The organism is Salicibibacter cibi, from assembly GCF_016495865.1.
GTDB lineage: Bacteria > Bacillota > Bacilli > Bacillales > Marinococcaceae > Salicibibacter > Salicibibacter cibi.
In genome coordinates, this window is the sequence record NZ_CP054706.1 from 2,456,685 (window position 1) to 2,471,129 (window position 14,445).

The 14,445-nt window shown below is 47.8% G+C and carries 14 protein-coding genes, 1 pseudogene and 1 other annotated feature; all 15 genes and pseudogenes read right to left on the reverse strand.

Translation table 11 applies throughout. From position 1 onward, the window contains the following. Positions 1 to 26 precede the first annotated feature (26 nt). Entirely contained in the window at positions 27 to 584 is a 558-nt protein-coding gene (gene pyrR / locus HUG20_RS12265; RefSeq protein ID WP_200084963.1) for a bifunctional pyr operon transcriptional regulator/uracil phosphoribosyltransferase PyrR, read from the reverse strand. A gap of 1,036 nt (positions 585 to 1,620) precedes the next feature. Continuing rightward, positions 1,621 to 2,537, reverse strand: a pseudogene (locus HUG20_RS12270) (RluA family pseudouridine synthase). Further along, on the reverse strand, positions 2,527 to 3,006 hold the full coding sequence (lspA, locus tag HUG20_RS12275) for a signal peptidase II (protein ID WP_200090496.1): 480 nt from the start codon (positions 3,004 to 3,006) through the stop codon (positions 2,527 to 2,529). The pseudogene HUG20_RS12270 and the gene lspA overlap by 11 nt, the downstream one beginning before the upstream one ends. Positions 3,007 to 3,053: 47 nt before the next feature. Further along, positions 3,054 to 3,701: a TraR/DksA C4-type zinc finger protein gene (locus HUG20_RS12280; protein WP_200084964.1), complete on the reverse strand. Its 648-nt coding sequence runs from the start codon at positions 3,699 to 3,701 to the stop codon at positions 3,054 to 3,056. Between the two features lie 78 nt (positions 3,702 to 3,779). Continuing rightward, a complete protein-coding gene (gene ileS, locus HUG20_RS12285; RefSeq protein WP_200084965.1) occupies positions 3,780 to 6,548 on the reverse strand; it encodes an isoleucine--tRNA ligase in 2,769 nt (922 codons plus the stop codon). A gap of 83 nt (positions 6,549 to 6,631) precedes the next feature. Continuing rightward, positions 6,632 to 6,943, reverse strand: a binding site (T-box leader). A gap of 51 nt (positions 6,944 to 6,994) precedes the next feature. Continuing rightward, positions 6,995 to 7,522, reverse strand: coding sequence for a DivIVA domain-containing protein (locus tag HUG20_RS12290; protein WP_200084966.1), 528 nt, complete (start codon positions 7,520 to 7,522; stop codon positions 6,995 to 6,997). Between the two features lie 26 nt (positions 7,523 to 7,548). Then, positions 7,549 to 8,325 (reverse strand): YlmH family RNA-binding protein, encoded by a 777-nt coding sequence (locus tag HUG20_RS12295; RefSeq protein ID WP_200084967.1) that lies wholly within the window; start codon positions 8,323 to 8,325, stop codon positions 7,549 to 7,551. A gap of 22 nt (positions 8,326 to 8,347) precedes the next feature. Then, positions 8,348 to 8,605: a YggT family protein gene (locus HUG20_RS12300; protein WP_200084968.1), complete on the reverse strand. Its 258-nt coding sequence runs from the start codon at positions 8,603 to 8,605 to the stop codon at positions 8,348 to 8,350. 28 nt (positions 8,606 to 8,633) lie between these two features. After that, positions 8,634 to 9,050, reverse strand: coding sequence for a cell division protein SepF (locus tag HUG20_RS12305; protein WP_200084969.1), 417 nt, complete (start codon positions 9,048 to 9,050; stop codon positions 8,634 to 8,636). 2 nt (positions 9,051 to 9,052) lie between these two features. Continuing rightward, positions 9,053 to 9,748 (reverse strand): YggS family pyridoxal phosphate-dependent enzyme, encoded by a 696-nt coding sequence (locus HUG20_RS12310; protein WP_200084970.1) that lies wholly within the window; start codon positions 9,746 to 9,748, stop codon positions 9,053 to 9,055. Further along, positions 9,749 to 10,579, reverse strand: a complete 831-nt coding sequence (gene pgeF / locus HUG20_RS12315) for a peptidoglycan editing factor PgeF (RefSeq protein ID WP_200084971.1) — start codon at positions 10,577 to 10,579, stop codon at positions 9,749 to 9,751. It lies immediately after the preceding gene. A 66-nt stretch (positions 10,580 to 10,645) separates the two neighbouring features. After that, positions 10,646 to 10,903 (reverse strand): YlmC/YmxH family sporulation protein, encoded by a 258-nt coding sequence (locus HUG20_RS12320; RefSeq protein WP_200084972.1) that lies wholly within the window; start codon positions 10,901 to 10,903, stop codon positions 10,646 to 10,648. A gap of 181 nt (positions 10,904 to 11,084) precedes the next feature. Then, the gene (gene sigG, locus HUG20_RS12325; protein WP_200084973.1) at positions 11,085 to 11,867 is read right to left on the reverse strand and encodes an RNA polymerase sporulation sigma factor SigG; all 783 of its coding nucleotides are present in this window, start codon (positions 11,865 to 11,867) and stop codon (positions 11,085 to 11,087) included. 159 nt (positions 11,868 to 12,026) lie between these two features. Continuing rightward, a complete protein-coding gene (sigE, locus tag HUG20_RS12330; protein ID WP_200090497.1) occupies positions 12,027 to 12,731 on the reverse strand; it encodes an RNA polymerase sporulation sigma factor SigE in 705 nt (234 codons plus the stop codon). 232 nt (positions 12,732 to 12,963) lie between these two features. After that, the gene (locus HUG20_RS12335) at positions 12,964 to 13,890 is read right to left on the reverse strand and encodes a sigma-E processing peptidase SpoIIGA (protein WP_200084974.1); all 927 of its coding nucleotides are present in this window, start codon (positions 13,888 to 13,890) and stop codon (positions 12,964 to 12,966) included. Between the last annotated feature and the right edge of the window lie 555 nt (positions 13,891 to 14,445).

The window sequence follows — 14,445 nt, forward strand, 5'->3', positions numbered from 1 at the left end:
GCCTCACGGGACCGTTTTAAAGAGGGCTATTCAATTGCATTTGTTTGCACGATGCTTACTTTGTCAGTAGCATCACTTTGGTGTAGCTGAACGCGTATTTGTTCGGACCGGGATGTTGGCACGTTTTTGCCGACGTAATCCGGCCGAATCGGCAACTCGCGATGGCCGCGATCGACGAGAACAGCGAGTTGAATTTGGTTCGGGCGCCCTTTATCCATCAACGCGTCCATCGCTGCGCGAACGGTTCGGCCCGTATAGAGGACGTCATCGACGAGGATGACTTTTTTTCCTTCAATCGATGCAGGCAATTCCAGGTCATGAATCTTAGGGTCGGATTGTTTTTTTTCAAGATCATCGCGATAAAGGGTGATATCGATGCTGCCGACCGGCAATTCGATGCCTTCGATTCGCTTGATATTGACTGCCAACTGTTCCGCCAGCGGATACCCGCGCGTACGAATGCCAAGCAAGATGCAATCGTCCATGCCTTTGTTCTTTTCAATCATTTCATGCGAAATGCGTGTTAATGCCCGGCGAATCGCTTCTTCATCCAGTAAAATTTGTTCTTTTTCTTTTGCCGTCATTTGCATGCCCTCCCATGAAAAAACCCTCCATCCACGTGGGATCAGAGGGGTTCCTCGTCTTTTAGACGTACGAGCGCCATGGCGTTCCGGCACTCGACCGGTTCCTTCTCAGCCTCACGGGACTGTTTTAAAGGGATTGATTTAATTGTAGTTATTATTACAGAAAAAACGTAAGGTGTCAAGATGAATTGCTAAAATAAATATCGTTTATATAAGTGGTCGTCCGTGAATCATTCATGGCGCACGAAGCGGGTAGATACTAGCGATCTTTTTCAGAAAATGCTTTCCTTAATGGAGTTTATTAAATCGACCATCGTTTTGATGCAGTTCGGTCATATTTGTGAAATAAGGTTCCGATCTAAGAATTTTGTCTTGAAAAGCGTTAAAGGAAAACCAGGCGCGTTGATTATCTAAATTCATTTTTAAATAACTCTTCGTTACACCCTTAAAAAATGAAATAGTTGGTAAGTATGCCGTATTATGTTGCATTTGCGGACTCATTTGCCGTTCGGCAACCATTATGAGTCCCCAAAACCCGAGCCTGAAGACTCACCTGGCTCTTATTCACCGTTTGGCGTCCTCAGATCCTGGTTCTGAGGACTCACCTGGCTCTTATTCACCGTTTAGAGTCCGCTGATCCCGTGCCTGAGGACTCACCTGGCTCTTATTCACCGTTTAGAGTCCGCAGATCCCGTGCCTGAAGACTCACCTGGCTCTTACTCATCGTTTAGAGTCCGCTGATCCCGTGCCTGAGGACTCACCTGGCTCTTATTCATCGTTTAGAGTCCGCAGATCCTGATTCTGAGGACTCATTTAGCTCTTTAGGTACCGTTAGAGTCCGCAGATCTCATTTGAGCTCACTTTTTGCCTTAAAAAACTAGGGATAAATGATTAACTCTCTGCTTTGAATACTGTGAATTTCTGACACGTAGCACTAACGCCTGACGGCGTCATGAACCGCTCATGGCTTCCCGAAATTCGGTAACGCGAGACGATTCGGGCGCTATAATTCAATTTTGGCACCTAAAAGACACACTCACTCCCCTCGCCGTATCCCCTCAATCACTTTTTCCATATCGTCCGGGAGCGGCGCGTAGAATGTACACGTCTTCCCATCGTGCGGATGTGCCAGTGTTAGCTCCTCGGCATGAAGCGCCTGGCCGGAAAGCAGCTGCGAATGTCGGCGGTTTCCATACTTTGGATCCGCCACGACCGGGTGGCCAATATAAGCCATGTGCACACGTATTTGATGGGTCCGACCGGTTTCCAAACGGCAACGGACGAGCGTATAATCCGAAAGCCGTTCCAATACGTCAAAATGCGTGACCGCTTCCTTGGCATGCACATCGGTAACAGTCATTTTTTGCCGATCCCAGGGGTCCCTTCCGATCGGCGCATCGATCGTTCCCTCCTCATGGGATACATTCCCGTGCACGAGCGCCCGATACACCCGTGACAACGAGTGCCTTTGCAATTGCTTCACGAGATGGGTGTGCGCGTGATTCGTTTTGGCAACGACCATCAAACCGCTCGTATCCTTGTCGATGCGATGGACGATGCCCGGTCGCAATTCTCCGCCTAAATCTGATAACGCATCCGTGTAATAAAGAAGCGCATTGACAAGGGTCCCGCCTGAATAATGGCCGGGAGCCGGATGGACGACCATCCCCCGCGCTTTGTTCACGACGAGCAAATCATCATCTTCATACCGTACATCAAGAGGGATGTCTTCGGCCTCTAACGTCAACGGCTCTTCGGCAGGGGATCCACCTGAATGTGATCTCCCTTTTGCAATTTATAATTGCTTTTCACCCTTCCGCCGCCGACCGACACGTTCCCATCGTGAATCCATTGTTGGATCGACGTTCTTGATACGCCCAACGCTTTCGCCAGCCATTTGTCGATGCGTTCGTTTTTGTCCTCTTCAGGCACGAGCCAGTTTTCAGGATTCATTGGCTTTCTCCTTTTTCTCCCTGCGTTCATCGATAAACAATTTTATAATGAGCAAAATAACACCGACGGTTAGCGCACTATCGGCAACATTAAAAATCGGAAAGCTGTATGTGCCAATGTAAACATCAACAAAATCAATCACTTCCCCATATAACATACGGTCGATAAAATTTCCAATCGTGCCGCCAAGCAATATGCCGAGTGGGATGCCGATCCACTTGTCTGTTCGCCCCATTTTCTTTATAAAATAAACAATACCGACGGTGACGATAATCGTCACAATATAAAACAACCACATCTGCCCTTGCAAGATACCAAAAGCTGCACCGGCATTTCGATGGGACGTGATATGTATGACGTCTTCGATGATCGGGATCGTTTCGCCAATCTCCATATAAGCCGCTATAAGCCATTTCGTGAGCTGATCGGCGATAATCACGACCAGTGCGAGCAAATAGTAAATAAAAATCACTCGGTTCCCCCCTTATCGTCATGGGTAAAAGAAAAGGCGGTGGGTTACCGCCAGTTCTTCTCTTCCTCCATTAGAGCGTCGTATGCCTCGTTACGGTAAATATCGACGTGATCGCTTCCTGTATAGCCTTCGATGCCCGTCGCAAGAAAGCGTTCCATATCCTCTGTATAACCTGGTGCTTCTTCGACCCAAAAATCCGTCGTTGCCGTCTCCCGGTACCCTCGGTCTTCGGTCGTATTCATGAGCGCTTCCCACATATCCACGCCATCAAGGGCAGCGTCCCCGTTCACATATAAATCACGGTTAACCTCAGGACTCGCTGCATTTGACGGTGGATCAACGAAGAATTCAGGGTCGCCATCAATCACTGCGTGTTCGCTCACCGTACGCGCAGTCGGATGGGCGCGCAATCGTTCGCCAGGAATCTCGGCACCCGTTTTTTCACACAGGCCGTACGTTCCATCCCTCACTCTATCCAATGCTTGAAGGATTGCATCGTATTCGTGGTGACGGTGGCGGCGCAGAGCCTTATCCTTGCTGGCCTCATAAAAAATGTCGGCGGCGTCGGCAGGATGGTTATCATAGACGGACAATTCATTGTCACGGCTGTCTTGGTTTTTAATCGTTTCCTGCTCATCCATTTTGGATTTTCGCTCGTAAAGCCACTGAATGGCTGCTTCTTTATCGTTCACCGCAAACACTCCCCTTCCTCTTCACCCGCCTTTTTAGTTTCTGGTGAAAAGAAGGGGAATACCCGCATGAATCACTGGTTAAACTTCCAAATCCGCGGGGTCATACGTAGCGACAACGTCGGCACAGCGTTTACACACATCAGGGTGTTCGTGATCGGCGCCGACATCTTCCCTTACGTTCCAGCAACGTGCACACGTGCTCCCCTTTGCTTCTTCAACATGAACGACAGCCGTTTGTCCTTCCGGCACATCATCGCTTTTTTGGAGTTCCACTTGAGAAACGATAAACAGTTTTTCCACGTCCTCCTGCGCCAAAAGGAGCTCATATGCAGTTTCCGGCACGGAAACCGTTACTTTTGCTTCCAGAGATTTTCCGATCACCCGCTCTTCGCGGGCTGTTTCCAACGCTTTTAACACATCGTCACGCACAGCGAGCAGTGTCTCCCAACGATTGATCAGCGCGTCGTGATCATCAATCACGACTAACTCGGGAAGATCCGTCAGTTGAACGAAATGCCTATTATCTGTACCCGGAATATGCGCCCACGTCTCCTCCGCAGTATGTGGCGTGATTGGCGTGATTAATTTCGTAATGGCGATAACCGTGTCATGCATCACCGTCTGCAAAGAGCGGCGACGAGGGTCATCGGCATGATCGCAATACAAACAATCTTTTGCCACATCCATATAAAACGCACTCAATTCAACCGCGCAGAAATGGTGAATCGCTTGATAGGCGTTGCTGAATACGTAATTGCGGTACTCTTCTTGCGCACGTTCGATCACGTTGTTCAGTCTTGCCCGCATGTAGCGATCCATGTCTTCCAATTGATGGGCCGGCACACGGTGAACGGCAGGGTCAAAGTCGTGAAGGTTGCCGAGCAGAAAACGAAGCGTGTTGCGGACTTTTCGATAGTTTTCTGATACCTGTTTTAAAATGTCATCCGAAAGGCGCACATCGGCTTGAAAATCAACGGAACCTGCCCAAAGTCGCAAAATATCGGCACCCAGCTGTTTCATGACATTGGCCGGATCAATCACATTCCCTAAGGATTTGGACATTTTTTGCCCCTGGCCATCCATTGTAAATCCGTGGCTTAACACTTGTTTATACGGCGCTTCGCCCGTGACGGCAACAGCTGTCGTCAGCGAAGAATTGAACCAACCCCGGTATTGGTCCGACCCTTCCAGATAAAGATCAGCCGGCCGCTGTGCATCCGCTCGCTCCTTGAGCACCCCTTCATGCGTAGAGCCGGAATCGAACCAGACGTCCATAATGTCCATCTCACGGGTAAAGGTTCCATTCGGGCTATGCGCAGACGTATAGCCTTCCGGCAACAAATCTTTTGTTTCCCATTCAAACCAAATGTTGGAGCCGTGTTCTCTAAACAATTGGGCGACATGATCAATCGTGTCATCGTCAACGATGGCCGTCCCGTCTTCGCCGTAAAAAACCGGGATCGGCACGCCCCAAGATCGCTGCCTGGAAATACACCAGTCGCCGCGGTCACGCACCATGTTATACAGTCGCGTTTCTCCCCATTTCGGCTGCCATTTCACACGGCCGATGGCTTCCAATAGCTCGTTTCTAATATTATCCACGGATACGAACCATTGCTCCGTCGCACGGTAAATGACGGGTTTCTTCGTGCGCCAATCATGCGGATACGAATGGGTGATGAACGTCAGTTTCAGCAAGGATCCGGCTTCTTCTAGTTTTTCGGTAATTTGTTTATTTGCCTTATCATAAAACACCCCTTCAAATCCGGGTGCTTCTTCTGTGAATACCCCTTTGTCATTGACCGGAGAGAGTGCTTCAAGCCCATATTCCTTCCCGATGAAAAAGTCTTCTTCCCCGTGTCCGGGCGCGGTATGGACGGCACCGGTTCCCGCGTCCACGGTCACATGTTCACCGGTCATAACGAGGGAATCGCGATCATAAAAAGGGTGTTTGGCGACAACGTTTTCAAGCGCTTCCCCTTTCACCGTGTCCACGATTTCGGCATCTCCTTGCCATCCCAATTCTTCAATGACGGTTTCATACAGTTTGCCGGCAACGACGTAGCGTCTGTTTTCATGGGAGAACACGCTGTATTCATACTCGGGATGCACCGAAATGCCCAAGTTTCCCGGAATCGTCCAAGGCGTCGTCGTCCAGATGATCACCTGATCTCCTTCCTTTAAAACCTCTTTTCCATCGGTAACCGAAAAGGACACATAAATCGACGGCGAACGCTTGTCATGGTATTCAATTTCCGCTTCGGCGAGTGCAGATTCGGATGATGGCGACCAATACACCGGTCGTTTCCCTTGATAGACGTGACCCTGCTTCGCCATTTCCCCGAAAACACGAATCTGGTTCGCTTCAAAGTCCGGTGTCAGTGTTACATAAGGGTTTTCCCAGTCCCCAATCATGCCGAGCCGTTTAAATTGATTTCGTTGTTTTTCCAGTTGTTCCCAAGCGTAATCTTCACATGCTTTGCGAAATTCAGCAACCGACATTTTTTTGCGGTCGATTTTTTTATTTTTCGTCAGTGCCGTTTCAATCGGTAACCCATGGGCATCCCACCCGGGAATATAAGGCGCGTTATAGCCATCCATGGAACGATGCCGAACGATGATGTCTTTTAAAATTCGATTCAACGCATGGCCGACGTGAATGTCGCCATTCGCATAAATCGGCCCGTCATGCAAGACGAAAAGCGGTTTGTCGGTATTTTTTTCAATCAGTTGGTGATATAAACCTTCTTCTTCCCACGTCTCCTGCCGTTTCGGCTCTTGACTCGGGAGCTTTCCCCTCATCGGAAAAGCGGTTTTCGGCATCAAAAGGGTTTGTTTGTAATTCATTTCGTTTTTCCTCCATTCCGTTGTGTGTTTCCAAAGATCAGATGTCCGATTTCTTTTTTATTCACATAAAAAACCCCGTCCTGCTTAGGGACGAGGTTTACCCGCGGTACCACCCTGATAGCTGTTAGAAAACTTGGCTTTCGCCAAGCTTTTATGGCGAAAGCCAAGTTGCACTTATGCAGGTAAGAAAGTTGATTTATATTTTCTTACCTGCCAAAAAATGCAATGCCACTCGGATCAAGTAACGTTTGATGGACGCCGGCGCCTACTAAACCAAAGTCGTTTCGGACCGGTGCTTGAGGGTGATCTTCATGAAGGGGGTTGATCAGGCTCACACCATCCCTGACTCGCTTGACAACGGATTCCTTCACTACTGTCCCTGTCATTGCTTACACTTTTTCATGTTTGTTTTCAAAATTATATGGGAGATGACCGCTTTCGTCAAGTTAACGGCTCTCTGTTTCTTCGGTTGTTTGTTCGGCCGTGTTTTCTTCCTCTTCATCTTCTTCGATGGCGTCGGCAAGATTGTCCCATTCCTCATCGTTGAGCAATTCCAACTGTGATTCAATCAGCATTTTAAAACGCATGCGATACACCGACGCTTGTTTTTTTAATTCTTCTATCTCCAATGCAATTTTCCGGGATTTGGCGAGTGCATCATTGATGATTCGATCGGCGTTTTTTTCCGATTCCCGAATAATAAGCTGCGACTCCTTATTCGCACTGCGTTTGATATCTTCGGCCGATTCTTGGGCAACGTAGATAGATTTATTCAACGTTTCTTCCATGTTGGAAAAATGATTCAGCCGATCTTCCAACTCATTCACTTTTTCAAACAATTCATTTTTTTGTCGAATCGTACTTTCGTAATCCTTGATCACTTGATTGAGAAATTCATTGACTTCATCTTCATCGTAACCGCGAAACGCTTTCGTAAACTGTTTGTTGTGAATATCTACCGGGGTTAGCGACATTGCCAGCCACCTCCAAAAATGTTTGCCTAGTCTTTTATTCGCCCAAACACGATCCGTTGACGCCCCTTTCGGGAACGTTCCTCTACGGCAATCAGCGTGCTTCTCCCTTTGCCGCGGACAGAAATAACATCTCCCTCTTCAACGAACGTCGCCGGGTGATCGGTCGTTTTCCAATTCAATTTCACGCGTTCCCGTTCTATGTACGGCTTCACCTTCGAACGAGGCAGACGATAAATTGCCGCGATCACTACATCCAGCCGCAACGAAGAGACGAAGGCGGTGTCTTCCTGCCATTCCTCTTCGACACCCACGGCTTCCGAAAGAGGTTTTGAACTTGTTTTGAGCGAAGTATTGCCCGCTTTCGTCAGATTCAATTGGATAAAATCCGCGAGCTCTTTGGCACAAAAAAATTGTAACACATCTTGCGTCACCGTGATATCGCCGAAAAGTTCCCTTTTCATCCCTAGCGAAGTGAGCGCACCGAGAAGGTCACGGTGATGAATTTCCGCAAATTTGCGCGCATAATCGACATCGAACAATTCCACCTGAAACCTGTGTTCTTCTGCCTCTTCATAGAAAGGGTACAGAAGTGCCCGTTGTCGTTCTGCACCCGGTATTCCTCCGAAAAAAGCGACATGGACCGTTTCATCCCGGCCAACAACCGCTGTTGCGATTTCTCGTTCCCTAGGGTCCAAAAAACCGCTTAATTTTGCCTCATACATCGTGCCAACACGGGATTTCCAATCTTCCACTTGCTGGATAAACGGGAATTCCTCTTTGCGAAAATGTTGATAAATCTCCATTAACCTAACCGGCTCCTGTCGTTTAAAAGAAAATAGCGATGACGCCAGTGTGCGCGAGTCGCAAAGCGATTAGCGCGACAATCGGGGAAAAGTCCATCACGCCACCGATCGGGGGAATGATTTTACGGAAAGGTTCCAAATATGGCTCTACGATCTTGCCAAGCATTTGGCCGAAATTCGATTCCCGCAAATTCGGAATCCAGCTGGATAAGACGTAAATAAAAACAGCAATGGTATATAAATTAATGCCCATGTTTAAAAGTTGGCCAATCATTTGCATCGGATGCTCACCTGCCTTCTATCTTTAGCTACCATTCTGCACTTTCCTGGTGGAGAAATTCGGAAATCGCACCGCTTACATCGACGTTTTCCGGGGTGCAAAGGAACGTGCCCGTGCCTATCTTTTGGATGTCCCCGCCGATCGCGTATACCGTCCCGCTCAAAAAATCCACGATTCTTTTGGCCTGATCGTTCGGGATCCGCTGCATATTAATAACACACGAACGCCTGTTTTTCAAGTGATCCGCCACATCTTGCGCTTCATCGTACGTGCGCGGTTCGATTAAAACCATCTTCGCAGACTGTTGCACACTTTGCAAGCTGACCACATTTTTTCCATGCTTGGCCGTTGTCCCTGTTTCTTCATCGGCAGGGACTTCTTCTTCCTCCTCATAATACTCTTCATCAAAATCAAAAAATCGTTTAAACCTTGTTTTAAAGCCCATGCTTACGCCTCCCTTCCCGTTTCATTGCCGACAAGGCTTGTCCCCAAACGAATCATCGTGGCGCCTTCCTCCACCGCCTGTTCAAAATCATTGGACATCCCCATGGACAAATGATGACAAGGGGCATGAGGCAATTGCAAACGTTTGATATCGTCGCGAAGCTTACGCAATTGCCGAAAATAAGGGCGTACGTCTTCCGGGTTTTTCGCATGCGGAGCCATCGTCATTAATCCCGTCACGCGAATGTGTTCATAAGTTTCGAGGGAGCGCACGAAATTTTCCAATTTATCGGGGGTTACCCCCGCCTTTGTTTCCTCTCCGGAAACATTTACCTGGACCAAACAATCAATCGGTGTTTCCCCTTGATAACGTTTATGAATTTCTTTCGCTAAGGACGCGCGATCGAGGGAATGGATCACGTCACACTCATGGACGATTTCTTTCACTTTCCGGCTTTGCAAACGCCCGACAAAATGCCAGTATACGGGAGCTTTTATGGCATGTTTTTTTTCCAGCAAACCGTCGTTCCGGCTTTCGCCAAAATGTTTCACTCCCGCGGCTATCGATTTTTCCACACGTTCGGCCGATACGTATTTCGTTACGGCCATAACGATGACATCTTCCGAGCTTCGCCCTGCGCGTGCACAAGCCGCAGACACCCTCGCCATGATCGATTCATAATTTTCCTTGATGTTCATCTAACCATTTTCACTCCTCGCGTTCATCAACCCTATATAGGCCATCATGCGACCGGTTTTTCCGGAATCACGCCGATGTGAAAAAAATAGTTCTTCGTTTTCATAGGTGCATGCGTTGCTTGTATACATATGCGCGCGTTTAATGCCTGCTTTTTCCAGCAACAGCGCGTTTGCTTCTTTTAAATCCAAGTGATAGGCTCCGGATCCGTTTTGTGTCCACGGTTCTTTTCCATATGGCAATATTCCCCTCAGTGCAGAGACCACCTTGTCGTCCACTTCGTAAGCTGCCTTTCCGATGGACGGACCGATCGACACATAGATGTCTTCGGCGAGGATTCCTTCCCATTCTCTCCACAGCCTGACCATCTCGCCCCCGATATTTGCAGCGGTCCCTTTCCAACCGGCATGGGCGATGCCCACGATCGTTTGTCCGCGGGTATAAAAATAAAGCGGAACACAATCGGCGTATAAACTCATTAACCACAGGTTTTTCGTTGTCGTATACAGGCCATCCGCATCGGGAACCGTATCGGCAAGGGTAAAGCCGCCGCGGCCACCGTCGGTTTCATCAACCTTCCGGACCGCGCCGCCATGCACTTGCTCGGCGAACACCGCATCCGCAAGCGAAATATCGAGGGTACTGGCAAGTTGCTTGCGGTTAGCCATGACTTGTTCGGGATCATCTCCGACATGAAGGCCGTAATTCGCCTCATTATATGGTTCACGGCTGATGCCGCCGAGCCGTGTGGTAAACCCGGCACGCACCTGTTCTAAGCCGCGATGCTCAAGCAATGTTTTCGTTGGGTGTAAGGCAAAAGGTTCTCTAATCATAAGGCCTACCTCTAATTCTTTTGTTACTCTTTATTTTACCACATATTCCTTCATATTCGATAGTTATTATTGAAAACTCGACGTTTCCGTCCCATGTACATAAACGAGGATGACATCGGTTCCGATTTTTGCGATTTGAGTCCAGGGAACAATCAATTCATCATCGCGTCCGAACATCCCCAACAACCGTCCCGACCCGGTAATGATCAAGGATTCTATGTTCCCGGTCGTCAAATTAATGTCCACATCTCCAAGCGAACCCAATCTTTTGCCCGTTTGTACGTTCACCACTTCTTTTGATTGCAGATCACTGATTTTCAACATGTCAGGCGCCTCCCTCCTATCCTGATCGTTGCCCTCTTTTATTTGTATGAGCGAAGACAACCGTTTATCTCTCCGGATCTGGTTCGTTTCATGGCGATCGGAACAGTGATTCGGGCGTCATAAACCCTCGCAACTAAAAAAACTCCAACAGGGCGCGGGGCACCCCATCGGAGTTTGCTTCTTATTGGCTATGTTTGTTCATTTGTTGAACGGCTGCCTTTTCCAGCCGGGATACTTGGGCTTGGGAAATCCCGATTTCTTCGGCAACTTCCATTTGCGTTTTCCCTTGAAAAAAACGCATGTCGAGTATTTTTTTCTCGCGGTCATTAAGTCGAATCATCGCTTCCTGCAAAGCAATATGTTCGACCCAAGATGTATCGCTTACTTTTTCATCGCTTACTTGGTCCATGACATAGATCGGATCCCCGCCATCGTTGTAGATCGGTTCAAACAACGAAACCGGATCTTGAATGGCATCAAGAGCAAAAACGACGTCTTCTTTCGGCGTGTCAAGCTCTTTTGCAATTTCCTGAACGGTCGGTTCCGTTGCCCGGTTTTTTTCCGACATGAGACGGTCGCGAACTTGCAATGCTTTGTACGCCGTATCGCGAAGAGAACGGGAGACCCTGATCGGATTGTTATCGCGTAAGTAACGGCGAATTTCACCAATAATCATAGGCACGGCATAAGTAGAAAATTTCACGTTATGGCTGAGATCGAAATTATCAATGCTTTTCATCAAGCCGATACAGCCAACTTGAAATAAATCATCAACAAACTCACCTCGATTATTGAAACGTTGAATGACGCTAAGGACGAGTCGCAAGTTTCCATTCACCAATGTCTCTCTTGCTGTTTCATCACCGGATTGCAGGCGTTCGAATAACACTCGCATTTCATTATTTTTCAAAACGGGCAGCTTCGATGTGTCCACACCGCAGATCTCTACTTTGTTGCGTGTCATGTCTTCCCTCCCACGGTGGCTTACGGAGAACTACGATTCCTCCTTCTTACACGTTCAGTATGTCCGTGTGAAGAAAAAATATGCGTCGGTCTACGTCCGCCTAATCTGTGGGAGGATGCCCATATGATGCAAAACCCGCGTGCGTCCGCCTGTTTGTTTTTACACCATTTTATTAAATTCTTTTTTCAGTCTGCGAATAATGCGTTTTTCCAGCCGGGAAATGTAAGATTGTGAGATCCCGAGCATATCTGCCACATCTTTTTGTGTTTTTTCCTTCTGGCCGGCAAGCCCAAACCGAAGTTCCATGATTTGTTTTTCCCGGGGATTGAGCGTCTTTAGTGCCCGCCGCAGCAGGGATTTATCGACTTTATCCTCGATGCCCCGGGTGATGATGTCTTCTTCCGTCCCCATCACATCCGAGAGTAGCAACTCATTGCCGTCCCAATCGACATTTAGCGGTTCATCAAAAGAAATTTCAAAGCGTGTTTTATTGTTCCTTCGCAAATACATCAAAATCTCATTTTCAATACAGCGTGAGGCGTAAGTGGCCAACTTTATCTTTTTTTCCGGATTAAATGTGTTGACCCCTTTGATGAGACCGATCGTTCCAATGCTAATCAAATCTTCAATATTAATGCCGGTGTTCTCAAATTTACGGGCAATGTAAACAACGAGCCGGAGGTTGCGCTCGATCAAAATGCCGCGCACTTCCTCGTCTCCATCCGGCAGTTTGGCAAGTAGGTCCGCTTCCTCTTCTTTTGAAAGCGGCGGTGGCAAAGCCTCGCTCCCACCGATATAATAAATGCTGTCCGATTTAATGCCGAAAAAGGCAAGGATTTTATACCAGCGTTTCAAAAAGTGCATTTTTATTTTTTTCCACAAAACATTTCTCCCCTTTTATCCCGGTGGTAAGCGCCCGCTTTTCCGGAAGTCAGACACATCGGAAACCGGAAATCGGAAGACCCTGAAAAAAGCCTTTTCCGACCTCTGGCATCTGAAATCTGACCTCTGTCTAAACGAGCACAGGATGTGCTAGTGTCGGCATTGTCACAGGAGGTGACGGTTTTAGCCGACTTCCTTACTTGGAAGTTTCACTTTACGATGCAGTATTAAAGTTCGCTGTATTTGGAAGCAAGTCGGGAGGTGTTATACATTGAAAACGTCCTTCTGCAGAAAGCGCACGATTTTCAAATCCGATCAACACGTTTTTATGGTCCTGCCGCTCGCCGTCGACAATAATGACGACTTCAGCCGCAGAAACAGCGAAGATAAAGCCGTGATCACGGCCGACGGTGCGATACGGAATCAATTTCATCCGCGCTTCCCATTTCAATTTTCCCTTCTTTCCCTCTGAATCGAGCCATTCGAGCGTTTCTTTCCACTCCTCTTCTGCAAACTGTGATTGAAACAACGCAATCTCGGCTAACAAAACAGGAGCCCTGGAGATGGGATCGCGTAAATGATTGCCGGTATCGATAAGGGTCGTTGCCTTGATTGTCTCCGCCCGGTCATCCATTTTGATGATCACATCCGCAAACTGGGCAGCCGTTTTCTTTTCCTGTTTAAGCACGCGCTTGCTTAATTCGGCAAAAAGGATAACGACCGGTAGCGCGGATAAGACGAGCAGTCCGTGCATATCATCAAACAGTACCCAACGGGCAGAAGAACGCCACGTTTCCAAAAGTTCAGACGTTTGCCAAAACATTGCCATGGCCATAACGACACCGCCTGTCAGCCAGGAGATAAAATAAAACAATAAGACGGCTTTTGCGAAGCGAGTAAATGTTTGAAAACCGAACGCCAGCAAAATCGTAACCATGCAAATGATCGCTTGTGCGAACGGATGCAACAAAAGCTCTCCGTAAGCAGTTAGCCACATAAACAACGGGAGCCCTGAACAGGCTGCGGCGATAAACAGCCGCTTTTTTTTTACGTGATAACCGATCCATTTAGCGGTCATATAAAGCAAACTGACAGTCACGACCGTGTTCAATGCATAGATGATATCTATGTACAGCGTCAAAACACCCTTCGGCCCCCCTTTCTTGTTGACCTCTCTTTTTAACAGTATAAGCGTATGGGCATTCGAAGTATGTCACTTTATCAGTGGTTGTCACACTCTGATTTTCATTGATTTGATAAAAAACTGTCGAGGGGTTGTGGGGTGGAGGTTTGGGTATTTTTATTGATTTTTCAGATATTTTTTAGTGTAAAACATCGATCTGGGGAGATTGGGCATCATTTGCATGATAACCGATCTAATCGATGTAACCTGATTGGGCCTATAGGGACTGTCATACCGACTGGACGAAACGCGATAATTTTCTCCCAGCCTTCATAACTGTTTTATGACGACCGAATTCATCTCTGTTTCCATTGCTCAGCCACCATGAGCACTTTATGCTGACGGAATCGCTTGGTTTCGATCCCATTCGGGCTTCATGGACGCTTCATGAAGCCCGAATCGTTTTGATTGGCTTTCATTAGGTCGCCATAGCCGCTTTATGGCGACCTAATCGCTTATTTTTTCTTTGTTAGGGTAGGGACTGCTGAATAACGGAAAAAGATTGGCACATAA

Bases quoted from the DNA above. Each gene is read 5' to 3' on its own strand.
- sigG (WP_200084973.1), bottom strand. From the start codon at position 11,867: ATGACACGCAACAAAGTAGAGATCTGCGGTGTGGACACATCGAAGCTG.
- ileS (WP_200084965.1), bottom strand. From the start codon at position 6,548: ATGAATTACAAACAAACCCTTTTGATGCCGAAAACCGCTTTTCCGATG.
- HUG20_RS12310 (WP_200084970.1), bottom strand. From the start codon at position 9,748: ATGAACATCAAGGAAAATTATGAATCGATCATGGCGAGGGTGTCTGCG.
- HUG20_RS12300 (WP_200084968.1), bottom strand. From the start codon at position 8,605: ATGCAAATGATTGGCCAACTTTTAAACATGGGCATTAATTTATATACC.
- pgeF (WP_200084971.1), bottom strand. From the start codon at position 10,579: ATGATTAGAGAACCTTTTGCCTTACACCCAACGAAAACATTGCTTGAG.
- HUG20_RS12295 (WP_200084967.1), bottom strand. From the start codon at position 8,325: ATGGAGATTTATCAACATTTTCGCAAAGAGGAATTCCCGTTTATCCAG.
- HUG20_RS12305 (WP_200084969.1), bottom strand. From the start codon at position 9,050: ATGGGCTTTAAAACAAGGTTTAAACGATTTTTTGATTTTGATGAAGAG.
- HUG20_RS12320 (WP_200084972.1), bottom strand. From the start codon at position 10,903: ATGTTGAAAATCAGTGATCTGCAATCAAAAGAAGTGGTGAACGTACAA.
- pyrR (WP_200084963.1), bottom strand. From the start codon at position 584: ATGACGGCAAAAGAAAAAGAACAAATTTTACTGGATGAAGAAGCGATT.
- HUG20_RS12290 (WP_200084966.1), bottom strand. From the start codon at position 7,522: ATGTCGCTAACCCCGGTAGATATTCACAACAAACAGTTTACGAAAGCG.
- sigE (WP_200090497.1), bottom strand. From the start codon at position 12,731: ATGCACTTTTTGAAACGCTGGTATAAAATCCTTGCCTTTTTCGGCATT.